Origin of the sequence: Pseudomonas sp. RGM2987 (genome assembly GCF_022952855.1) — a bacterium.
Taxonomy (GTDB): Bacteria; Pseudomonadota; Gammaproteobacteria; order Pseudomonadales; family Pseudomonadaceae; genus Aquipseudomonas.
This window is the reverse complement of record NZ_JALJDX010000222.1, coordinates 83,704-106,702: the sequence shown is the minus strand read 5'-3', so window position 1 is coordinate 106,702 and position 22,999 is coordinate 83,704. Positions and strand designations below refer to the sequence as shown.

Genomic DNA, 22,999 nt, shown 5'->3' with positions numbered 1-22,999 from the left:
CGCGGCCGGATTGCTTGCACATTGGCCGAAGCAAACCCGCCGGGAGCCGCGCGATGGACCAACAGGAGGCGTTCAGCATCACACCCACTCATTGCCCAAGGGCGGCGGTGCGATCCAGAGTATCGGTAAAGAAGGCTGGGGGGAGGTTGGCTCCAGCTCCAAGGTCTCCTTTGACTTGCTGTTGCCAATCTCAACCTGAAGGAACGTAGGCAATGCCAGTGGCGCCCGGCACTATTGACGTCAGTACACCTACCCTTACGGTACTCGACCCCCGGGGCCTCACCGTGCGATCGGTGGCTTATTGTCGCTCCGTCGAGACGGTGGAGCCCGAAGAGCGGATCAACCGCAATGCCTGCGATGCGCTGGGACGGCTGGTCGAACAGTGGGATCCGCGGCTCTGGGCTTTGCGTGCAGAAGACACCGCGACACCGGCCAACCTGAAGAATCGGTACTCCTTGTCAGGCAAAGTCCTGGCATCGATCAGTGTCGATGCCGGCGGGCGCATCAGCCTGTTCGGTGATGGCGACCAGTTGCTCCAGAGCTGGGACAGTCGAGGCACGGAGCGACGGATCCAGTACGACGAGCTGCTACGTCCCTTGGCGATCATCGAACAGGGCGAAGGCGAGGCGCCGCGTTGCAGCGAGCGCTATGAATACGCTGACAGAGGCGCTGATTTCGCTGTGCATAACCAATGTGGGCAGTTGATTCGCCACGATGACCCTGTCGGCACCCAGACGTTGGACGACTATGCGCTGGCCGGTGGGGTGCTTGAGCAGACCCAGCGTTTCCTGCTTTCCCTGGACCTGCCAGACTGGCCCTCGGCGCGACCGGAAAGAGATGCCTTGCTGGAGCCGCTCGCGCAAGCCGCCAGCAGCGCTTCGCGTTTCAATCCGCTGGGTGACATATCGGAGCAGACGGACGCCAAGGGCAATCGACAGTCGTTCGATTACACGGTTGATGGCGTGTTGTTCGCCACCCATCTGCAACTCAGCGACCAGACCTCTCCACGCACATTGGCCAGCGACATTGCCTACGGCGCCTACGGCCAGGTGGAGCAGGAAACCGCTGGCAACGGCGTGGTCAGCACGCTGACCTATCGCCCTGAGGATGGGCGCTTGACCCGGCTCCAAGCTCTGCATGGCAGCGAAATCCTGCAAGACCTGCGCTATGACTACGACCCGGTGGGTAACGTGTTGAGCATCGAAGATGCGGCGTTACCGATTCGGTTCTTCGCCAACCAGCGGGTAGAGCCGGTCAAGCGCTATCGCTACGACACCCTTTATCAGTTGCTCGAAGCGACCGGTTGGGAGGCGGGGGCCGCCAGTCGTGGGCCAGGGTTCAATCGTTTCGACGACCCGGGTGCTATCGCCAACTACCGTCAGACTTACCATTACGATGCCGGCGGTAACTTGCTGGAACTGATCCATGTCGGCCCGCAAAACCACAGCCGCAAACTGACGGCGGCACGCTACAGCAACCGCTGCCTGCCCGAGCAAAATGACCGGCCACCCACCGAAGAGGAGATTGTCGCTGCGTTCGATGGCAATGGGAACTTGCTGGAACTGCAACCGGGCCAGGCGATGGGCTGGGATTTGCGTAATCAGCTGAGTGAAGTTCGGCCGATTGAGCGGGAAGACAGGGCGGACGATAGCGAGCTGTATCGATATGGTAGTGATGGCATGCGGCGGCGCAAGGTGCGTACGAATCAAATCAACGCCCGTTCGCTGATATCCGAAGTTCGCTACTTGCCGGGCTTGGAAATCCGGATCCGCTCAATAACGGGCGAAGTACTTCAAGTGATCAGCGTACAAGCCGGCCGTAGCGCGATGCAGGTATTGCACTGGGAAGCGACCCCGCCCTCTGGAATCGCCAACGATCAGTATCGCTACAACCTGACTGACCATCTTGGGTCGAGCAGCCTGGAACTGGATGACGAGGCGCAGATGATCAGCCAGGAGGCTTATCACCCCTATGGCAGTACCGCCTGGTTTGCCGGACGGAGTGAGGTGGAGGCGGGTTACAAGACTGTGCGTTATTCGGGCAAGGAGCGGGATGCAACGGGGCTTTATTATTATGGGTTCAGGTATTACGCAACCTGGTTGTGTCGGTGGATCAATCCTGACCCTTCGGGAACAACGGATGGTCTTAACCTCTTTGCAATGGTTGGGAATCGACCTGTCCTATTCCAAGACGAAAGAGGACTAAATGGTGAGGACTCGGTGCTGGCTAAGCCGGAGCAGCTCGGGAAATGGCGTCTTGAGCGATTGCAATTAACTCATTCGGAATTAAAGTCTAAGAAAATGATTGGGCATAACGTTATTGCCAATCTTGTGGTTTCATACAACCCTAGCCTGATGGATCGTTGGCTGGGCAGGTTTGAGGAAGTGCCGTCGTTAATATGGTATGAGAAAATAAAAATGAACGATTTTAGCAAGGGGCAGCGCTGGGAGTTTGAAGCTGATATGGTCAAGCATAATCCGTCAAGTAGGACGATGGAAATATGGCCGAGGCGCTATCTGGAGGCATTCAATACGTCTGCCGGTAATCCTGGCCTGGCCCGTGGGACGGTAGTTCTACAGGATCTTGCTGGGGAGAAGGTCAAACTCGATGCCCTGGGGGGTGAGTTATTTAGCAACGAGGAGAAGGCCCATTCGGTTCGCTCTTATCTTTCAGGAAACGGTGGAATACTAGCCTTCGAGATTCATGATGTTCCCTCAATTGTATTGAGTGAGGATTCTCATGTTCATAAAGAGCGATTGCTTGACATACGCGTGGGGCTAGCGGGTGCGAGTACCACGGCTTCGATTAAACAATATCTGTACGTGAACGATGCCCAGGCGCCTATGCAGCTTCAGCAGATGATTGGCGCAAAGTCTTTTGAAATGCAGGACGGGTTGAGTCCTGTTGATGCGCCAACTCAAGTAAGTACAAGGAGGCCGTATATAAAATTTCAGGGGGAATATTAAAAACGGTATCGATGCTATTGTTTTTGATAGGTGTCAGTCCCGGGCCACCAGCACCTTGCCACGTCGAATCCGGCGCATTTAATGAACCCAGCTCCATCGCCTCCTGTCACCTGTCTGTCAGGAACGACAACATGGAGCCGCTGATGCGACCGATCTATCTCACCAGTCTTTCTTTCGCCGCCGTTTTCTGCGCGGCCTGTTCAAGCCAACCGCCTGCAACCTGGAGCTACCAGGACGCTCAAGCCCGTACGCCTCAGCCCCCTGATCAGCTGTATCCGGAGCTGTTTGAGGCGGTGCAGCGCCAGCAGGTCTTCACTGACCAGAAGCATTTCGTCGACGCGCTGCCCAACCGCGACCCGGCGCAGATCCGCGCCGACTACCTGGCCCGCCACGACGACGTCGGCTTCGACCTCAAGGCCTTTGTGAAGGACAACTTCATTGAATCCGGCGAGGCCGAGAGCCCGGCGCCGAAGCCCGGGGAGCCGATTGAAGAACACATCGACAAACTCTGGCCGGTATTGAGCCGCACCTATCGCCAAGTGCCGCAGTACAGCAGCCTGCTGCCCTTGCCGCAGCCCTATGTGGTGCCGGGCGGGCGCTTTCGTGAGATGTATTACTGGGATTCCTACTTCACCATGCTGGGTCTTGAGCGCAGCGGCGACAAAGCCCAGGTCCGCCAGATGACCGACAACTTTGCCTACCTGATCGATACCTACGGGCACATCCCCAATGGCAACCGTACTTATTACTTGAGCCGGTCACAGCCACCGTTCTTTGCCTACATGGTCGAGTTGCAGGCACATATTGAAGGTGACCAGGCCTACGGGCGCTACTTGCCACAGTTGCAGAAGGAATACGCCTACTGGATGGACGGCGCCAGCACCCTCAAGCCTGGTGAGGCAGCCAAACATGCGGTCAAGCTCGTCGATGGCAGCGTACTCAATCGCTATTGGGACGCCAGCCCGACGCCGCGCCAGGAATCCTGGATGCAGGACGTCAAGACCGCCGAGCAGGCCCCGGACCGACCCAAGGAGGAAGTCTGGCGCGACCTGCGCGCGGGCGCCGAGAGTGGCTGGGATTTCAGTTCCCGTTGGCTGGGCGATGGGAAAAACCTGGCGACCATCCGCACCACCTCCATCGTACCGGTGGATTTGAACAGTCTGGTCTATCACCTGGAACGCACCATCGCCAAGGCCTGCGAGACGGTGCAGAACGCGCCTTGCGTCCAGGCATATGGACAGCGTGCCGAGCGACGTCAGCGGGCCATCGAGCAGCACTTGTGGAATGGCGAAGGTGGTTTCTATGTGGATTACGATTGGCAACGGCACCAGCAACGCCAGCAACTGAGCGCGGCCACGCTGTTCCCGCTGTACACCGGGTTGGCCTCGGCCGAGCACGCCAATCGCACCGCCGATGCGGTGCGCCAGGGGCTTTTGCGTCCCGGGGGCATTGCCACGACCCAGGTCAACAACGGCCAGCAGTGGGACGAACCCAATGGCTGGGCACCGTTGCAATGGGTGGCGGTGGAAGGGTTGGACCGCTACGGGCAATCGGCGCTGGCGCAACAGATCGGCAGTCATTTCCTGCAACAGGTCCAGGACCTCTACGGCAAGGAGAACAAACTGGTGGAGAAATATGACCTGTCCGGCCAAGGCAATGGCGGTGGCGGTGGCGGTGGCGAGTATGAGTTGCAGGACGGCTTCGGTTGGACGAACGGGGTGACGCTCAAACTCATGAGTAAATACTCCGGCGGCGTCCCGCAGCGCATGGCTGGGCAATGACGTCAAGGAGCGCAGGACGGATCAAGAGAGGGGCCCGCACCCACAGGATTCGTGTCAGGTCTGGATTTGCAAGATACCGCTGATCCAATGTGGGAGCGGGCTTGCCCGCGAAGACTGCGGCCTATTCACCCTCAGTTCAAGCTGACCCACTGCTTTCGCGAGCAAGCCCGCTCCCACAGGATCTGCGTCATACCTGGAATCGCGACCACCGCAGATCTAATGTGGGAGCGGGCTTGCCCGCGAAGACTGCGGCCTATTCACCCTCAGTTCAAGCTGACCCACTGCTTTCGCGAGCAAGCCCGCTCCCACAGGATCTGCGTCATACCTGGAATCGCGACCACCGCTGATCCAATGTGGGAGCGAGCCTGCTCGCGATGAGGGCGGCAAGTTCCCTCTCGCCCTCAACACCCAAATAACAAACTCAAGTCACGGGCATCGGAATCGGGCCGCCATCGTCGGGCAAGGCAATGGCACTATTGTTGCCCGGCGTCAGGATCACCTTCCTGCAATCCTCCTGCTTCTTGTCGAAAATCTTGTAGCCTTCTGCCGCCTGTTCCAGTGACATACGATGGCTGATGATCACTTCCGGAGACAGGCGGCCGGTCTCAATGTGCCCGAGCAATTCAGGCAGGTAACGCTGCACGTGGGTCTGGCCCATCTTGAAGGTCAGGCCTTTGTCGAAAGCATCCCCGAACAGGAAGCCGTGGATAAAACCTGCGTAGACGCCAGGTACGCTCACCGTGCCCCCGCGCCTGACGGCCGCGATGCACTGGCGCAGCGCCTTGCCGCTGCTGCCTTCGAGCTTGAGCGTTGCCAATACCGTCTCGGTAGTGCTGCCCTTGGCTTCGAAGCCGACCGCATCGACCACCCCGTCTACGCCGCGCATGCCTTTGGTCTGGCGGATGATGGTGTCGGCGGGATCGTCGTCTTCATCGAAATTGATCGGGATCACGCCGTAGGTTTTCTGGGCGTAGGCCAGGCGATAGGGGTGATGATCGACCATGAAGATCTGCTCGGCGCCCAGCATTCTGGCGCAGGCGGCGCTCAACAAGCCTACCGGTTCGGCGCCATAGATGGCGATGCTCGAGCCATTGCCGATCCCGGCATTAGTGACCGCTTGAAACGCGGTGGGCAAGATGTCGGACAGGAACAGCACCTTCTCGTCCGAGAGTGTCCCCGGTACTTTGAAAGGACCGGTATTGGCCTTGGGTACGCGCACATACTCGGCTTGCCCACCGGGCACGCCGCCGTACAGGTGGCTGAAACCGAACAGCGCGGCCCCAGGCGGGATCGCCTTTTTGTTCAGGATCGCGCCACGTCCGGTATTGGTGGTTTCGCAGGCGGCGAACAGGTCCATCTGGCAGAAGAAACAACTGCCGCAGGCGATCACGAAAGGGATGACCACCCGGTCGCCGGGTTGCACGGCGGTCACCGCTGAGCCCGCTTCTTCGACGATGCCCATGAACTCATGCCCGAAGATGTCGCCGTGCTCGACGGTAGGGATTTTCCCCCGATAGAGGTGCAGGTCGGAACCACAGATGGCCGTTGCGGTGACCCGCAGGATGATGTCGTCGCTGTCCACCAGGATCGGATCAGGGACCGTATCGACTTTCACACTGTGTGCACCGTGATAGGTGAGTGCTCTCATGATGTCCTGCCTCTTTCGATAGCGTGATGGTAAAGGGCAGAGGGGCGCTGGGTGCTGGAAGTTCAGAGAGATCGCAGGGGCCGGGGACTGGCGGTTGTTTCCCCGCGGCATTGGCGCTCATGGCGGTCATGGCAATCAACAAGGCCGGGACTGGGTGCCGATTGGCAGCGCCATTTGCGGTTTGTGGTCTATAGTTTTCAGCAGGTCCGCCAGTCCTTTCGTGCGGGCGAGCGAATATCAACCACCTTATCGAGCCATCACCGTCCACGGCCTTCGGAATTGATCATTGCAGGGAGCACAGCATGCTGATCCAGCGGTCGGACGCACTGAGGTCGGTCCCAGATCACACCCCCAACGCGCAACCCGCCCCCGGTACTGACACCAGCCGGTTTCGACGCGTCTTCGACCAGGCGAGGGAAGCCTACATCCTGTTTCCCCTGTTGGCCGGCTTGCTACTGCTGGCGATCTGGGCGGGCACCCTGTACCTGATCAAGGTCGAACAGCTTCGTGCACAGCAGAGCATCGCCGCGGCGAGCCTGGAAATCGGCGCCACCTATGAAGCACAGATTCTCAGGGCCGTGCGGGAGATTGACCAGACGCTCAAGCTCGTCAAATTCACCTACGAGGTCGAGGGGGAACGCAATCCGCTGCCCAAACTCAAGGCGCGGGAATTACTGCCATCGCCTTATCTGTTTGACGTCAGTGTGGTCGACGCCAATGACCTGGTCGTCGCCAGTACCCAGGCACGTGAGGCCGGGAGCGTCGTCGCCCAGGGTGAGTCGCAAAGCGTTCGGCTCGCCAATACGTTGTCCATCAGCCGGCCCTGGAGGAACCCCGGCACCGGAGACTGGCGCGTGCGCTTCAGTCGTCGGCTTGACGCGGCCAACGGCACGTTCTCCGGGATCGCCATGGTCGAGGTCGATGCGGCCTATTTTGCCAGCAGTTACGATGCTTCGAAGCTTGGCGACAAGGGCGTGTTGGGATTGCTCGGCACCGACGGCATCTTTCGTGTGCGGCGCACCGGGGAAACGGTGATGGCCGGTGATTCGGTCGATTACGCGGCGGTGGTGCCAGATACCGAAGACACCGAGGCGGTGCTCTCGACCAACAGGTGGGACGGCGTACGGCGCTACACCAGCGCCCGCCAGCTCTATGATTTTCCGTTGGCGGTGGTGGTGGGGTTGTCCGAACAGGAGCAATTGGCCGCAACCACCCGGCAGGCGCACACCTATTTGTGGCGTGCGGCCGGCGGTAGCCTGTTGCTGGTGTTGTTGGTCGCGCTGCTGAGCCGGATGAGCTGGCAACTGGCGCAAGGCCGCTTGCGGGCGGCCCAGGCCAAGGTCGCCTATGCAGAACGTATCGAGTATCTCGCCTACCATGACGGTTTGACCTCGCTGCCCAACCGCAGTCTGTTCAGCAAGGTCCTGGCCCAGAGTATTCGCGAAGCCGATCGCTATCATCGGCAACTGGCGGTGCTGTTCCTTGACCTGGATCGGTTCAAGCAGATCAACGACACCATGGGGCATGACGCCGGCGATCAGTTGCTGCAACGCGTCGCCTTGCGGCTCAAGGCTTCGCTGCGGGCCAGCGATACGGTCGCGCGGCTGGGCGGTGACGAATTCGTGGTGTTGCTGCCCGAGCTCTCGGAGGATAAATATGTGGCGACCACGGCACAGAAAATCCTCTCTGCCATTGCCAAGCCGTTCAACCTGCAAGGCCAGGAGTTTCGCGTGACCGCCAGTGTCGGCATCAGCATTTTTCCCCAGGATGGCCTGGACGAGCAGACCCTGAAGAAACACGCCGATATCGCGATGTACCAGGCCAAGCAGAAGGGTAAGAACAACTTCCAGTTCTACTCCGAGAAACTCAACGCCGACTCGCTGGAGCGGATGACGCTGGAGCTGAGCCTGCGCCATGCCTTGGAGCGCCAGGAGTTCCAACTGCATTATCAAGCCAAGCGCGATATGCGCAGCGGCCAGATCACCGGGATGGAAGCGCTGCTGCGCTGGAACCACCCGGACCTGGGCACGGTGGCGCCCATGCAATTTATCCCGGTGGCCGAAGAGACCGGGTTGATCGTGCCGATCGGCAAGTGGGTGCTCAGGACTGCCTGCCAGCAAAACGTCGCCTGGCAACAACAGGGTTTGCCACGGTTGGGCATCGCGGTGAACCTGACGGCGCGTCAGTTCAACGATGAAAACCTACTCTCGGACCTGGCGCAGATACTTGAAGAAACCGGCATGGACGCCAGCCTGCTGGAACTTGAGATTGCCGAAAGGTTGCTGATGCAGGACGTCTCGCGGGCGTTGATGGTATTGACCGGACTGAAGAAGCTGAACATCCGCATCGCCATCGATGATTTCGGTATCGGTTATTCATCGCTTTCCGCGCTCCAGCAGTTCCCGCTGGACTCCATCAAGATCGACCGCTCGTTTATCTGCGACACCGCCAGCGTGCCGGAAGACAAGGCCCTGACCGAAGCGATCATCGCGATGGGACGGACCCTCAGCCTGACAGTGGTTGCGCAAGGAGTGGAGACCAAGGAACAGGCCGACTTCCTCCGGGACAATGCCTGCGATGAGTTCCAGGGGTTCTACTTCAACAAACCGCTGCCCGCCGCCCAGTTCATGGCATTGCTGCAAACGCAAAACCCAGACCCAATCTGAATAGCCCAGGCACCCTAACCCCCTGTGGCGAGGGAGCTTGCTCCCGCTGGGCTGCGCAGCAGACCCAAGAACCAGGTGCCTCGGTGTATCAGACTGAGCGCATCCAGCCTCAAGGGGTCGCTGCGCAACCCAGCGGGAGCAAGCTCCCTCGCCACAAAAACGAGCGTCAGTCCTGGATTCTCCGATGCCTCCCATCAGCACCTGACAGCAACAGCCCAGACACCCACAAAACCCCTGTGAGGTTGTGGATTGCTCACTGCGAAGCAGCCGGCAGTGCCTTGACGCTGCCGTCCACCTCGCGGGCGTCGATATAGCCGATGGTGTCGGGGTTTTCGGCGATACGTTTCTTGACCTCTGCACTATTGGACACAACCTGCGGAGGTTGTCCCCGACCAGTAAAAATAATCTTCGACCAGTGCGCCTTGATCTGTGCCGCCGACTTGCCGGTGTAGGTCGAGTAGAACTCATCGCGGGTCGCGGAGCCTTCCGGCTGGTCGATGACCACAGCCTGGCCGCCGCCGGGCAGGCGATTGGTCTTGCCCAGGAAAATGTCGGCCGCCTGGTTGCGCGTCAGTGTTTGCAACGGGCTGGCCGCGGCGACCACCACGACCACGTCGGCCGTGACAAAGGAGCTGCCTGCATACAGGACAGTTCCCAACAGCGCATGCGCAATGCGTTTGAGACCCGGCATGATCGGCTCCATCAGAAGACAAAATCCACGGAAAGACTCAGCAGGCGGAACGTGCCACCGCGCTCGTAGTCCGGCTGCAGATTGGTTAGCTGGCCGTTTGATTCGTTGCCCAGGTGGGTATGGTCGTATTGCAGCTTGGCATCCATGTTTTTGGCGAAGTCCCAGCGCACGCCCATCGACCAGGTCTGCTGGCTGCTGGCTGACGCCATGACGGTGTTCAGTGTGGCGTTGAGCTCCGTCGCCACGCCTGCGAATTCCGGCGGCAAGGTCGCGGTGCTCAGACCGGCGGTCGAGGTTTCGCTGAGGGTCTTTGAGCGGGCATAAGTGACGTAGGGCGTGAATGCATCGATTCGGTAGCCCCCGCTCACATACCAGGCACCCAGGGTGCCGATGGCCGAATTGCTGTCGAAATGGCCCCATTCGCCCATGACGAACCAGTCGCCCGGGTCATAGATCGCCCCCACGCCGATGAACTTCATGAGCTTGTCCTTGGGGTCATAGCGGTCAGCGATGCGGTCGCCCTCGTCACCGAACAGCCGGTAGGTATCGAAGAGCGGGTTCAACGATTCTGCGGTCAGATGGGTTTCCAGATAGGTGACGCGGGTGGTCAGGGCGCCGTACTCGGTCAGATTCGAAATGCCCCATGATTCCTTTGCGTGAATCTTGCCCGCACCATCGGGCAGCCGCGGTTCGCTTTGACCATAGTTGCCCTGCACGGTATTGATCACATCGCCAAGATGCAGCCTGTAGCTGACGTCGATACCGTCGATGTTAGTGACGGGAATCAAGCTATAGACCTCCCCCGGTGGCCTGACCCAGGGCAGGGTGTAGCCGACTTTACGCGTGTCGGAAAACAAAAAGGCCGGTTGCACCGTGCGTCCGACTCGAACGCTGAAGTCCGGGGTGAACTGATACTTGAGGTTGGCCCATTCAACGAAGGGGCGATGGCTGTTGTCGTAGCGCTGCTCGGAAATGACCTGCACCACCGCCGAAAACTGCGGTGTGAAGGTCGCCGTCAGTTGTGCGCCGACCAGGCTGTCGACGTCGGCGTTCCAGCTGCGCGTGTGACCGGCACCGTTGGGCTTGAAGATACTCGGGGTGAAGTCGGCATTTTTTTCGCTGGAGTGGACGATTCCCACGGTGCCGAAACTGCTCAGCGAAAATATCGATCTGTCTGCGTCGTCGGCGCTGGCGACACAGGGGTACAAAGTCACCATTGCCCAGGCCAGAGTGTTGAGTCTTGCCGCCATAGAGTCCCCGCGACCTCATCAGAAAATAATGCATCCGGGCATCCAGATGCGCTTGCACCATTACCGGCCCCGGCGGCGTTACCAGGATCGTTCTTATTCAGCAGTCTTGATTGCCAGTTTCAGCGTGAACATCGCGCCGCTTCCCGGTCCGTCGCTATGGGCTTGCAGGGAACCGCCCATTTCCATGGCCGCCAGGACGCAGCTGTGCAAGCCGAAACCATGGCCGTCCTTGCGAGTGGTGAACCCATGGGCAAAGATCCGCGTCAGGTTCTCCGGAGCGATGCCTTCGCCGTTGTCGATGACCCTGATCACCAGGCTGTCGCCCTGGATTTCACTCTCAAGGGTGATCTGCGGGCGCAGGTCAGGCCTGTCATCCATCGCACTGCCGGCATTTTTGATCAGGTTCACCAGGATCAGCAGCACCCGGTGCTTGTCCAGCGGCAGCGGTGGCGTCTCGGCGAAATGTCGCACGATGGTGATTTGCCGTGCGGCGAGGATGCCGGCGTTCATGCGCAGGGCATCCTCGATCAGTTCCTTGATCTGGACGGTCTCGGCGATGCTCGAGGCGCCCGCGTAGGATTGCTGGGCGGCGACGATTTCCTTGATGTGATCGACGCTTTTGGAGAGTTGTTCAAGCTCGTCGGTCATGCTCTGTTGCTCGACCGCAAGCGCGTCGACCAGTTGATTGAAGTACCCGGGCAGCAGCTTGCCTTTCTCATCCTTGGAGATGAAATCGCCCAGGTCGTCGGCGTGCTGGTTCATCAGTTGCACCGCCTTGCCAAGGCCCTGGGCCTTGCTGGTGCGCAATTTTCGGGTGAGCAGTTCTGCGGAGATGTTCACGCTGTTCAACACGTTGCCGACGTTGTGCAACACATTGGTGGCGATCTCGGCCATGCCGGCCTGGCGCGCGACGGCGGCCAGTTGCGCCTGGGTCTCGGCAGCACGCAAACGACTCTGCGCCAGTTGCCAGCTCATCCGGGCGAGCAGTCCCACCAGCAGCACCAACAGCAGACTGCCACCCGCCGCCCGCCATAGATAGGTATGCGCCCGCTGGATGACCGCCGCCAATTGCTCCTCCTCGGACAGCCCGACGATCACCGCCAACGGAAAATCGTAGAGCTGCCGGGCACTGGTGTAGCGCCGTACCCCGTCCCAGCCATTGACCGCGAGCACGGCCTCGGTGTTTTCGGCGTCCGGCACTACTGCAGCGTAATCGACCTCATCACCCGCCATCACCGCGTCTGCGGTACGCCGGACTCGGAAGATGCCATCGGTTCCGAGCAGTCCGAGCACACCATGGTCGCCGAGTTTCGAGGGGTCATAACTGCTGACAAAGTAGGCCGCATCGACCTCGACCCTGGCGATACCACTGAGAGTGCCGTCCGCCGCGTCGAGCCGGCGGCTGAAGCGCAATCGCCATTCGCCCGTTGCCGGGCTTTTCCAGGGCCGGCTGATGGAAAGGGTATCGCTGTGGCGCAGGGTTTGCTGTTCATCGGGGTCGGCGATGTTTTCCCGCTCGTGCGCCCGCGTGCTCGCCACCAGGCTTGCGTCCGGCCTGACCACGCTGACGTCGAACACCAGGGCCGGCGGCAACAGGGCCCGCTGCTGGAGCTTGCGCAACGGTTCAGGCTCGCCCTCGGTCTCAAAGGTGTATTTGACCAGCTTGAGGGTCTGGTCGATTTCGTGAATGGCCCGCAGCATCTGCGCTTCGTAGGTGGCGCCGATTTCCACGCTCGCCATCGCCGCGCTTTGTTGTGCGCGAAGACGTTCAACCTTGATCAGGTACAGCGTGGCTGTCCAGATAGCCAGCAACAGCAACACGGCCAGCAGCGGGAACAGAATGTAGGCCTCTTTGGCCTGGTCGAAGACGCGCCGGATCAGACTGGCCCCGCTAGCGGGCTCGGGCGCTGCGCAATCGGTGATGCCAGGGTCCAACCGCAGTGTATTGGGCCGCTGGGCCGTCATAGTGTGCTCCCTGCATGGTTTCACGACTCAAGGCTTGTGGTATCCGCCGCGGGTTGCGGCTCGAGGGGTGTCGCTCCTGATTGCCCGAGCCTTGAATCGCGGTTCTGCCAAGAACTATAGACCACAAAACCGGCCTGCCAATAAGTCGGGCTACGCACGATCCTGGGTCAGGCGCAGCCGCACATAAATGGCTTGTTGTTGACCCTGATCAAGGCAAATGACTATTCACCGTCCAGCGCCGCGAGAGGCGGGCAATGCTTCGATATTCGGGGGTGATGGCTGTTTGATATTGCGCTAAGATCCCGGCAGGAACAGCGCGGATACAATCACCTCATAACAAGTTCACGCGTCAATACATTGGGTTGAAATGGAATGAGGCTTGAACGCAGATGCTCAAGAATGCACCGCTACGTCTGAAACTTTTACTGATCCTACTCCTTCCCTTACTGGGGTTTCTGACGCTGGCTGGCGTCTTCGTAGTCGATAACTACAAGACGCTGCGTGATATGGATGCCACCGTGGCCGCCAGCGCCAAGGCACAGAAGTTGAGCCAACTGATTACCACGCTCCAGCGCGAACGCGGTGCCAGCGGGGTATTCCTGGGCAGCAACGGCAAGTCCATGGGCGAGCGGATGGCTCGGATGCGCCAGGATTCCAGCGCCTCGGTCGAGGTGGTGCGCGGGCTGGCGCAGCCGGGGAACGAGCAGTTGGACGCTGTGCTGCGCGCACTGAGTGAACTGCCTGCAATCCGTGCCCAGGTCGACAAATTGAGTATCAGCAGCACCGAGTCAGGTGTTCGCTACACCGAGATTATCCAGACCCTTGTGGGCTACACCCACTCTTTGGAAGCGACGATCAATAACGCCTCCATTGTTCGTGCACTCGGTGCGCTCAATCAGTTTATCGAGATGAAAGAGCGCGCCGGACGTGAGCGGGTCGTGCTCGGCCTGGTATTCAGCCAGGGCCGTTTTGACGAGGCGTTACTGTCGCGCTTCAGTCGCAACCTGGGGGAGTTCGCGGCTTACTCCGACGCATTCCGGCGCAAGGCCCCACCAGCCTTGCTCCAACAGTTCAATGAGCAGATGCAGGAACCTGCCGCGGTTGAAGTGGGCAAGTTGCAACGCCTGGCCTTCGAGGTGCCGCTGGGCCAGCCGCTGGCCGTCCAGCCGGAAGCCTGGTTTGAGGTGTCCACGCAACGCATTGACCTGATGAGCCAGGTGGAAGGAGCCTTGGGCCAGAGTGTCAGCCGGTTGGCGATGCACGAGCGTGATGAGGCAAGTCGCGCGTTATGGCTGACGCTTGTGGCAGTGGTCGTGGCGCTGGTTGCCGTTGCGGTGCTCTCGTATCTGATCATTCGCATGATCGATCTGGCGGTGCGGGACGTGAACCAGGCCCTCAATGGCCTGGCCCTGCGCGACCTCACCGCTCGGGCGAGCTATGAGGGCCGGGACGAATTCGGCCAGATCGCCCACAACCTCAATCGCATGGCACAGGAGATCGGCACCATTGTGCAGGAGATCGGCAATGCCACGGCCCAGGTGGCAACCGCGGCGGAGGAGTCTTCCACGGTTACGGTCCAGACCAGCCAGAGTGTCGAACAGCAGCGCCAGGGCACCGAGCTGGTCGCCACTGCGATCAACCAGATGAGCGCGACCGTACGAGATGTGGCGCAGAGTACCAACGATGCCGCGCAGATGTCCCGGCAGGTCAATCGCAGTACTGAGCAAGGCCGCGAAGAGATCGAAAGCACCATCGGCCTGATCCGCCAATTGTCCGGGCAGGCCGAGGAAACGGCGTTGATCATCGGTGACCTCAAACTGGAAAGCGACGCCATTTCCTCGGTACTGGACGTGATTCGTGGCATTGCCGAACAAACCAATCTGCTGGCGCTGAACGCGGCCATCGAAGCGGCGCGCGCCGGTGATCACGGTCGTGGGTTCGCGGTGGTGGCCTCGGAGGTGCGGACTCTGGCGCAAAAGACCCAGGAGTCCACGGGTAACATTCAACAGATGATCAGCAACCTGCAGGCGGGCTCGGATCGAGCGGCTGTTTCCATGCAACAGACCCTGGGCAAGGCTCAGGACGGCGCGAGCAGGGTTGAGCGGGCGGGTGAGCTGTTGGTGGAAATCGCCGAGGGTGTCGCCAGCATCAGCGACCGCAACACCCAGATCGCCTCGGCTGCGGAAGAGCAGAGCGCAGTGTCTGAAGACATCAATCGCAACGTGAACGAGATCAATGATTTGGTCATCCAAGTGAGCGCCGGCGCCGAGCAGACCGCAATCACCAGCCAGGAACTGGCGCGCCTGGCGGAGTACCAGCAACAACTGGTGAGTCGCTTCAAGGTGGCCTGAAGCAGTGATGCATGTGTGGCGAGAAACAAATTCCGTGGCGAGGGAGCTTGCTCCCGCTGGGCTGCGCAGCAGCCCTGAAATCCGGCACCTTGGTATATCAGGGGGACCGCAGGCGGCTTTTTCAGGGGCGCTTCGCACCCCAGCGGGAGCAAGCTCCCTCGCCACGGAATGGGTGGTTGGCTGAAAGGATCAGCCCAGATCCTCAGCCCCATGCCGCTCCGGCACCTGGCTTGCCTCGTCGCCCCAGGTCCGATTGACCCGCTGTCCACGGATGACCGCCGGGCGCTTGGCGATTTCTTCGGCCCAGCGCTGTACATGGGTGTACTCGTGTGCTGCAAGGAACTCGGCTGCCGAGTAGACGTTGTTGCGCACCAGTTGCCCATACCAGGGCCAGACTGCGATGTCGGCGATGGTGTAGCTGTCGCCGGCCAGGTAGCGGCTTTCGCCAAGACGGCGATCCAGCACATCGAGTTGGCGCTTGGTTTCCATGGTGAAGCGGTTGATGGGGTATTCCAGCTTCTCTGGCGCGTAGGCGTAGAAATGTCCGAAGCCGCCACCCAGGTAGGGCGCCGCGCCCATCTGCCAGAACAACCAGTTCAACGTTTCGGTGCGACCCGCCAGGTCGCTGGGCAGCAAGGCGCCGAATTTTTCCGCCAGGTACAACAGGATCGAACCGGACTCGAAGACCCGCACCGGCGGCTCGACACTGCGATCCAGCAGCGCCGGGATCTTAGAATTGGGGTTGATCTCGACAAAGCCGCTGGAGAACTGGTCGCCCTCGGTGATGCGGATCAGCCAGGCGTCGTACTCGGCGTCCCCGTGACCCAGCGCCAGCAGCTCTTCCAGCAGGATGGTGACTTTTACGCCATTGGGTGTGCCCATCGAATAGAGCTGCAAGGGGTGCTTGCCGGTGGGCAACGGCTTGTCGTGAGTCGGCCCGGCGACCGGGCGATTGATGCTGGCGAACTGGCCGCCAGACGGGGCGTCATGTTTCCAGACCTTGGGTGGAACATAGGGCGCTTTGCTCATGGGACGTTCCTCGTCGTTTGCTCGTCAGGGGCAGGTAGACCGCGAAGCGCAAGCACGGAGCGGACTACGGGACCCGAGAGCTTAACGCTTTTCGTCCATGATCCGTGTCACTTCACCACTAGCCTTGAGCTGTTCGAAGGCGCGTTGGGCACTGGCGACGACCTCGTCCGGCGTGCTCAGGCTGAAGGCCAGGTAGACCCGGTGGGGCTGCTCGTTGAGGATGTAGACTTCTTCCAGCGCAGCGAAATCCATCCGGGCATCGGCGCTCAACAGGCGCGCGGTGTTTTCAGGCATCGGCACCAGTTGCACCTGCTGATTCAACAGTTTCTGGAAATTGTCATGGTTGTTGGCCGAAATCACCAGCCGGGTAAATCCGCGGTCTTGCAGGTAGATCTGTTTGGCGTCATTGCGCACCACGCCAATGCTGTATTGCTTGGCCTCTTCAAGGCTGTTGACGGCGATGTCGTTGCGTCCACGCAGTTTGTAGAGCTTGCTCGCCACCCGTTGGATTTCACCGACCCATTTGAACAACGGTTCCCGGGCCGGGGTGCGATCCAGGGGGAAAATCAGCACATTGGGTTCATGCAGCGCTTTGTCGTAGGCCCGGGCCCACGGGTAGAGCGACACGCTGAAGTCGGCGAGGCCTGCGCTTTTCAGGGTTTGCTCGGCGATTCGCGTGCCTGGCCCGACCACCTTGTCTTCACGCAAAAACGCGTACAAGGAGTCTTCGGTCACGACTTCGACCGTCTCGGCCTGGCTCTTGAGGCAGATCATGGCCAGGAACAAGCATGAACAGAGTGTCAGACGATCGTGCATACAGACCTCGAGGCATGCGGTGGTTTACAGGGCAACGCGGTTGCGCCCCTGGTGTTTGGCCCGGTACAACGCCTGGTCGGCGCGTTGCAGCAGTTGGTCGAAGTGGTCCATGGTGTCCGGGTCAAGCACGGCCACTCCAATGCTCAGGGTGACGAAGGGCGACACTTGGGAACCGCTGTGGGGCAGCTCACGCTCGGCCAGGGACGCCCGGACCCGCTGGGCCGCTTCGCAAGCCTGCCCGGCGTCAACGTTGGGCAGCACCACGACGAACTCCTCACCCCCGACGCGGGCGGTGACTTCGCCGGAGCGGCCGAACACGCTACGCAAGGTTTCGGCGATCTGCTTCAAGCACTCGTCGCCCTGCATGTGGCCGTAGGTGTCGTTGTAGATCTTGAAGAAATCGACATCGCACATGAGCACGGCCAGCGGGGTCTTGTGGCGGATTGCCCGGCGGAATTCGATTTCCTTCAATTCGTCGAAATAGCGCCGGTTCGCCAGGCCGGTCAAGGCGTCGTGACGCGACAACGCTTCCAGGGACTGGTTGGCTGCCTTGAGTTCGGCGGTGCGCGCCTCGACCAGTTCGGCCAACTGGTCGCGGCTGGCGGCGATGGCCAGCTCATCCGAATGCTGGCGCGCCAGGTGGGCATTGAGATTGTCCTGCAATTCATTGACCTGGGCTTCGAGCAGGCTCAGTTCATCCTGGCGATTCGCAGCGCGTTGCAGCTTGAGGTGGCGCGATAGGGTCTGCGGCGCGAGTTGCCCCAGGTGGCGGGCGATGTGCACCACGTGTACCGTCACCAGTCGGTTGAACATGGTCATGACCAACCCGGCCAGCAGCAACGACTGGATCACCTGGGTGATGACGATGCTGCGCGCTTCGCCCCAGAGGCGTTCCCAGAGCAGCTGGTTATCGCCTTCGATGATCAACTCCCCGACTTTTTCGTGGGCGCCGGCGTAGGGTTGCGCGACCAGCTGGCGATGCAGCACCGGCGCCACGCCGGATTGACCGGCCGCGTATCGATTGAGTTCGATGATTTCCGGTAACTGGCCCGGGCGCAGGATATTCAATACCACACGCCCCACCGGCGCGGCGCTTGCCACGCTGGTGACCTGCTGGTTCAGGGATTCGCGGTCCATTTCCCAGATCGCGTGGGCCAGGGTGTTCTGGAACACCTGGTCGATCAGGGCCAGTTCCGAGTTCATTTCCGACAGGTTGCTTTCCCAGGCCAGCCAGGTCCGCAATGTGACCATGGCCAGGGTAAAGACCAGGCAAAACACCAGCGTGGCAAAGACCAGGCGCCGCCCCAGGGAGCTGAAAGCCTTGGTCTGTGGTTGCTGGGAAGTGTCACCCCGCAGGCGTCCGTCCATGTCACAACCACTTGCGCACGATGGCATCGTAGACGCCATTGTGACGGATGGCCTCCAAGCCGGCGCGGAACTTTTCGACCGTCTCGATCGGGGTCTTGCGGCTGAACGCCATGTAGAAGCCGTCTGCACGGCTCAATTCGGGCAGCGGCAGTGAGCGGATCAGTACTTTGTCCGGGTCCTCGCCATTCTGGCGGGTCAGGTACAGCGCATTGAGTTCGTTGGAAATCCACATCTCCACGTGGTCGACCTTGAGCTTGCGGTAGTTGTGCTCGTAGCGGGTGCTCGATTGCAACTCCTCGCCGATGCGAAAACCCTTGGAAACCAGGTATTGCTCACCCACGTCCTGATTGACCGTGGCGATCTGGTGACCGTGGGCATCGGCCAGGGAGTTGAGAATCACCGGGCGGTCGGCCAGCGAGTAGAGGTACCACTGGGTCGAGGCGATGGCCCCGACCCAGTGGAAAAGCGATTCGCGCTCAGGTGTGCGGACGATGGAATAGATCAGCACATTGCTCTCGTTAAGCGCCAGCTCGTACGCCCGCGCCCAAGGCATGGGCTGGATCGGTGCCTCCTCGCCGATCTCCTTGAGGACGGCCTGCACGACTTCGGTGCTCATGCCCGTCACTTTACCGTCCTGGGTCATGTTAAATGGCGGCAGTTCCTCGGTCACGATGCGCAATGGCACCTGCGCCGCACAGGTGCTGGCGGCGAGGAGCATCAGCAGGCCCCACATCAGGAGGCGATCAAGCAGCGAACCCATCGATAAATAACCCTATGCAACCTGTACCTCGGCAAGGCTCGAGGCCGCCATTCATAAGGTTATCGGCTGGGCTGTCCGCTGCTTGAGCCTGGACCGCGATCGCCGCCCAACGGTCTAGCCGTCGAGCAGTGACATCGTCTGGGCGTGGTAGCGGTCACCGGCTACCGCGCCTTCGCCAATGAATATTTCATCGAGCTGCGCCAACTCTCCCAAGCTCAACTCGACCCCGATGGCAGCCACGTTGCTTTCCAGATAGTGGCGCTGCTTGGTGCCGGGGATCGGAATGATGTGTTCACCTTGGGCCAGGACCCAGCCCAGGGCCAGTTGGGAGGCGCTGAGGCCCTTGGCGGCGGCCAGCGCCTTGACCCGTTCCACCAGCGCCAGGTTGCGATTGAAATTGTCGGCCTCGAAGCGTGGGTTGGAGCGGCGATAGTCATCGGCGGCAAAATCCTGGGCCGACTTCAACGCGCCGGTCAGGAAACCGCGACCCAGCGGGCTGTATGCGACGAACGCAATGCCCAGGCGCCGGCAGGTGTCGAGCACGCCATTGTGTTCCGGATCGCGAGACCACAACGAGTATTCGCTTTGCACGGCCGCCAGCGGATGCACGGCGTGTGCCCGCTGGATGGTCTGGGCGCTGGCTTCGGAAATGCCGATGTGGCGGACCTTGCCGGCCTTGACCAATTCCGCCATGGCGCCAATGGTTTCCTCGACGGGCACTTCAGGGTCGATACGATGCTGGTAATAGAGGTCCAGATAGTCGGTCTCCAGACGCTTGAGGCTGCCGTCAATCGCCTGCCTGACGTACTCGGGGCGGCCATTGACGCCTCGGGCATGGGGATCGCTGCTGCGCACCAGGCCGAACTTGCTTGCCAGGTAAATACCGTCACGCTTGCCGCGCAGGGCTCGCCCGAGGAGTTCTTCGTTGGTGTGGGGGCCGTACATGTCGGCTGTGTCGAACAGCGTCACGCCCAGTTCCAGGGCACGGTGGAGCGTGGCGACGGCTTCGCGCCCATCCACGCCGGTGGTGTAGAAATCCGACATGCCCATGCAGCCCAGGCCGATGGAGCTGACGCGTGGGCCATGATGGCCGAGTTGGCGGGTCTTCATGCGGGTAACTCCTGAGTTGATTGAATACCCGATCAGTCTCCATCAAGCTCTTTTCTGGATAAACCCGCGATTATTGGTTTAACTATTCGTGATATCTAAATAGTAGGATTCAAGAGAATGGATCGATTACAGGCCATGCAGGTGTTCAGGCGCATCGTCGAGCTGGGCGGTTTCGGCAAGGCGGCTGATGATCTGGGGCTGCCCCGGGCGACCGTCAGCCTGTTGATCCAGCAGTTGGAAGCTCACCTCGGTGTGCAATTGCTGCAACGCACCACGCGTCAGGTGCGGGCAACGCTCGATGGTGAGGCGTATTACCAGCGCAGCGGCCAATTGCTCGACGATCTCGACGACCTGGAAAGCTCGCTCTCGGCGCAGCGCAGCCAGCCTCGCGGCACGTTGAAAGTGGACATGCCCATTGCCTTCGGTTGCGCCTGGATCGTGCCACGCCTGCCTGAGTTCTATCGCCGCTATCCAGCGTTGCAGTTGGACCTCGGCTTTCATGATCGTCAGGTTCATCTGCAACGCGAGGGCGTCGATTGTGCGATCCGCGCCGGCGCAATCGTCGATCAAGCACTGGTGGCGCGGCCGATTGTAAAACTGCATCAGCTGACCTGCGCCAGCCCCGATTACCTGGCGCGCTCGGGCAAGCTTCAGCACCTCGAGGACCTGGCGGCCCATCGCGTCATCCAGTTTTCGTCCGGCAACGGACGCTTTTTTCCGTTCGAATTCGAGGTGGCGGGGCAGGTGCGCGAGTGGCAGCTGTCCGGCGCGTTGACGGTCAACAATGCCGACGCCTACGTGGCCGCGGCCGAAGCGGGATTGGGCTTGATCCAGGTGCCGCGCTATCACGTGCAACGGCAGCTGGCCGAGGGCAGGCTGATTCCGGTGCTGGACGACTACGGCGTGCCGTCCTGGCCGATCTCGGCGGTGTACCCGCCCCATCGACAGCTGTCGCCACGGGTGCGGGTGTTTATCGATTGGCTGATCGAGCTGTTGCATGGCGTGGCGGACGGGCAGGGGGCGTTGATGGCGAGGGTGTAGAGCCCGATGCTGAGCTCATTCTCGCTCCGAAGCGTCATCCTGCGGTCTGGAGGGCCAAGTCGATAATGCCTGTTCGACGACCGCTTCGAGGATCTCGCGACTGAAGCCCGCCTTGGCCTGAACCGCCATGCCGTGGGTCATCGCCATGACAAATGCTGCAAGCGCCGCGCAGTTGGCGGTTTGTGGCAGGTCGCCATCCGCCTTCGCCTGTTCCAGGCGTTCACGCAGCGATGCTTCCCCCGCCGCGCGTGCATCGATCAGGGCCAGTCGGATGGGCTCGGCATCGTCCGAACCGGCCAAGGCACCTTGGACGCCCAGGCAGCCCTTGCGGTCCGGGTAACGGGTAGTGGCTTCGACAGCTCCACGCAGAATGTGCGCCGCCACCTCTCGGGAGGTGGGTTGCTCAAGCGCTGCCGGGAAGAAATCCAGGTAGCGCTCGTAATAGCGCTCAAGCACACGGCGGAACAACGCCTCCTTGTTGCCGAACGCGGAGTACAGCGCCGGACGCTCGACGCCCGTGGCCTGGGTCAGGTCGGTGTAGGACGCGCCTTCATAGCCTTTGCGCCAGAACACGCAAAGCGCCGCGTCCAGCGCCGTATCCACATCGAACTCGCGTTGACGGCCCATCTGATCACCTCTGTAAATTTCATAACGACCGATATTAAACCGGTTGACGGCAGCTGTCCAAATTCGTACTGTTCGTTACGTTAACGGTCGTTATGGTTTCCGTTGATCTACAGAAACGGACACGTTCAGGCATTCAATCAAGAGGATTTACCCATGGAAAAACCATTGGCAGGCAAAGTCGCCCTCGTAACCGGCGGCTCCCGTGGGCTCGGTGCCCACTTGGCCCAGGCGCTTGGAAACTTGGGGGCGGACGTGGCGATCAGCTACGTCGCGTCGAGCGAGAAGGCCCAGGCTGTGGTCGAAATGCTCAAGGCCAAAGGCGTCCGGGCGCTGGCGATCCAGAGTGACCAGGCAGACATGGCGGCGGCCGAGCCGTTGATTGACAGCGTGATCGCGCATTTCGGCAAGCTCGACATCCTGGTGAACAATGCCGCGATTGCGGTACAGGGCAGAACGGTAGACGACCCTGACCTCGATACGATCAACCTTGATCGCCAGTGGCAAATCAACGTCATGGGCGCAGTGGCAACCACGCGCGCGGCTGCTCCGGTATTGTCGGACGCGGGGCGGATCATCTTCATCGGTTCGCTCTTGGGTGGGCATGTCCCCTTTGCTGGCGCTGCCGACTACGCCGGGACCAAGGCCGCTATCGCTGGTTACGCCAAGGGGGTCGCCCGGGACCTGGGCGCGCGCAATATCACGGTCAACGTCGTCCAGCCGGGTGTCATGCCGACCGACATGGCCGCGCAAGTATTGGGCGATGGCGTGCCCGAGGCGCTCCTTGACCTGCACCCGATCCGCCGGATCGCGACGCTCGAAGAGGTGGCGGCCACGGTCTGCTTCCTGGCTGGACCGAGCGCAGGCTATATCACCGGCAGTGCCATCGATGTGGCCGGCGGCCTGAGCATCTGAGCTGCGTGTCTCAACCAG

General features: G+C 60.8%; 16 protein-coding genes. 6 read left to right on the top strand and 10 right to left on the bottom strand.

Annotated features, from left to right (window positions below):
- Positions 1 to 212: 212 nt before the first annotated feature.
- Both RGM2987_RS26730 and treA read left to right on the top strand, forming a co-directional pair.
- Positions 213 to 2,966 (top strand): RHS repeat-associated core domain-containing protein, encoded by a 2,754-nt coding sequence (locus tag RGM2987_RS26730; RefSeq protein WP_245145862.1) that lies wholly within the window; start codon positions 213 to 215, stop codon positions 2,964 to 2,966.
- Positions 2,967 to 3,109: 143 nt separating this feature from the next.
- Positions 3,110 to 4,747, top strand: coding sequence for an alpha,alpha-trehalase TreA (gene treA / locus RGM2987_RS26725; protein ID WP_245145861.1), 1,638 nt, complete (start codon positions 3,110 to 3,112; stop codon positions 4,745 to 4,747).
- Between the two features lie 421 nt (positions 4,748 to 5,168).
- Here the strand turns inward: treA and RGM2987_RS26720 are convergent, their stop codons facing one another.
- Complete coding sequence (locus tag RGM2987_RS26720; RefSeq protein WP_245145860.1) at positions 5,169 to 6,395, bottom strand: zinc-dependent alcohol dehydrogenase; 1,227 nt, start codon at positions 6,393 to 6,395, stop codon at positions 5,169 to 5,171.
- Between the two features lie 302 nt (positions 6,396 to 6,697).
- Here RGM2987_RS26720 and RGM2987_RS26715 point away from each other — a divergent pair, with 302 nt between their 5' ends.
- On the top strand, positions 6,698 to 9,061 hold the full coding sequence (locus RGM2987_RS26715; protein ID WP_245145859.1) for an EAL domain-containing protein: 2,364 nt from the start codon (positions 6,698 to 6,700) through the stop codon (positions 9,059 to 9,061).
- Between the two features lie 253 nt (positions 9,062 to 9,314).
- Here RGM2987_RS26715 and RGM2987_RS26710 read toward each other — a convergent pair whose 3' ends face one another.
- The 3 genes from RGM2987_RS26710 to RGM2987_RS26700 form a co-directional block, all read right to left on the bottom strand.
- Complete coding sequence (locus RGM2987_RS26710; protein WP_245145858.1) at positions 9,315 to 9,752, bottom strand: phosphate ABC transporter substrate-binding protein; 438 nt, start codon at positions 9,750 to 9,752, stop codon at positions 9,315 to 9,317.
- A gap of 11 nt (positions 9,753 to 9,763) precedes the next feature.
- Positions 9,764 to 10,969: a hypothetical protein gene (locus tag RGM2987_RS26705; protein WP_245145857.1), complete on the bottom strand. Its 1,206-nt coding sequence runs from the start codon at positions 10,967 to 10,969 to the stop codon at positions 9,764 to 9,766.
- A gap of 126 nt (positions 10,970 to 11,095) precedes the next feature.
- Positions 11,096 to 12,967, bottom strand: a complete 1,872-nt coding sequence (locus RGM2987_RS26700) for an ATP-binding protein (protein WP_245145856.1) — start codon at positions 12,965 to 12,967, stop codon at positions 11,096 to 11,098.
- A gap of 389 nt (positions 12,968 to 13,356) precedes the next feature.
- On the opposite strand from RGM2987_RS26700, the gene RGM2987_RS26695 reads away from it, so the two are divergent.
- Complete coding sequence (locus RGM2987_RS26695) at positions 13,357 to 15,318, top strand: methyl-accepting chemotaxis protein (RefSeq protein ID WP_245145855.1); 1,962 nt, start codon at positions 13,357 to 13,359, stop codon at positions 15,316 to 15,318.
- 189 nt (positions 15,319 to 15,507) lie between these two features.
- Here the strand turns inward: RGM2987_RS26695 and yghU are convergent, their stop codons facing one another.
- The 5 genes from yghU to RGM2987_RS26670 all read right to left on the bottom strand — a co-directional run bounded on the left by yghU (position 15,508) and on the right by RGM2987_RS26670 (position 20,401).
- Positions 15,508 to 16,347 (bottom strand): glutathione-dependent disulfide-bond oxidoreductase, encoded by an 840-nt coding sequence (yghU, locus tag RGM2987_RS26690; RefSeq protein ID WP_245145854.1) that lies wholly within the window; start codon positions 16,345 to 16,347, stop codon positions 15,508 to 15,510.
- Between the two features lie 81 nt (positions 16,348 to 16,428).
- Complete coding sequence (locus tag RGM2987_RS26685; RefSeq protein ID WP_245145853.1) at positions 16,429 to 17,163, bottom strand: transporter substrate-binding domain-containing protein; 735 nt, start codon at positions 17,161 to 17,163, stop codon at positions 16,429 to 16,431.
- A gap of 24 nt (positions 17,164 to 17,187) precedes the next feature.
- Positions 17,188 to 18,531, bottom strand: coding sequence for a diguanylate cyclase (locus RGM2987_RS26680; protein WP_245145852.1), 1,344 nt, complete (start codon positions 18,529 to 18,531; stop codon positions 17,188 to 17,190).
- Position 18,532: 1 nt separating this feature from the next.
- A complete protein-coding gene (locus RGM2987_RS26675; RefSeq protein WP_245145851.1) occupies positions 18,533 to 19,291 on the bottom strand; it encodes a transporter substrate-binding domain-containing protein in 759 nt (252 codons plus the stop codon).
- Positions 19,292 to 19,405: 114 nt separating this feature from the next.
- A complete protein-coding gene (locus tag RGM2987_RS26670; RefSeq protein WP_245145850.1) occupies positions 19,406 to 20,401 on the bottom strand; it encodes an aldo/keto reductase in 996 nt (331 codons plus the stop codon).
- Positions 20,402 to 20,518: 117 nt separating this feature from the next.
- Between RGM2987_RS26670 and RGM2987_RS26665 the strand changes: the two genes are divergently transcribed.
- A complete protein-coding gene (locus tag RGM2987_RS26665; protein ID WP_245145849.1) occupies positions 20,519 to 21,442 on the top strand; it encodes a LysR family transcriptional regulator in 924 nt (307 codons plus the stop codon).
- Positions 21,443 to 21,457: 15 nt separating this feature from the next.
- Here the strand turns inward: RGM2987_RS26665 and RGM2987_RS26660 are convergent, their stop codons facing one another.
- Positions 21,458 to 22,069: a TetR/AcrR family transcriptional regulator gene (locus tag RGM2987_RS26660; protein ID WP_245145848.1), complete on the bottom strand. Its 612-nt coding sequence runs from the start codon at positions 22,067 to 22,069 to the stop codon at positions 21,458 to 21,460.
- Between the two features lie 153 nt (positions 22,070 to 22,222).
- Between RGM2987_RS26660 and RGM2987_RS26655 the strand changes: the two genes are divergently transcribed.
- The gene (locus tag RGM2987_RS26655) at positions 22,223 to 22,981 is read left to right on the top strand and encodes an SDR family oxidoreductase (protein ID WP_245145847.1); all 759 of its coding nucleotides are present in this window, start codon (positions 22,223 to 22,225) and stop codon (positions 22,979 to 22,981) included.
- Positions 22,982 to 22,999: the final 18 nt, after the last annotated feature.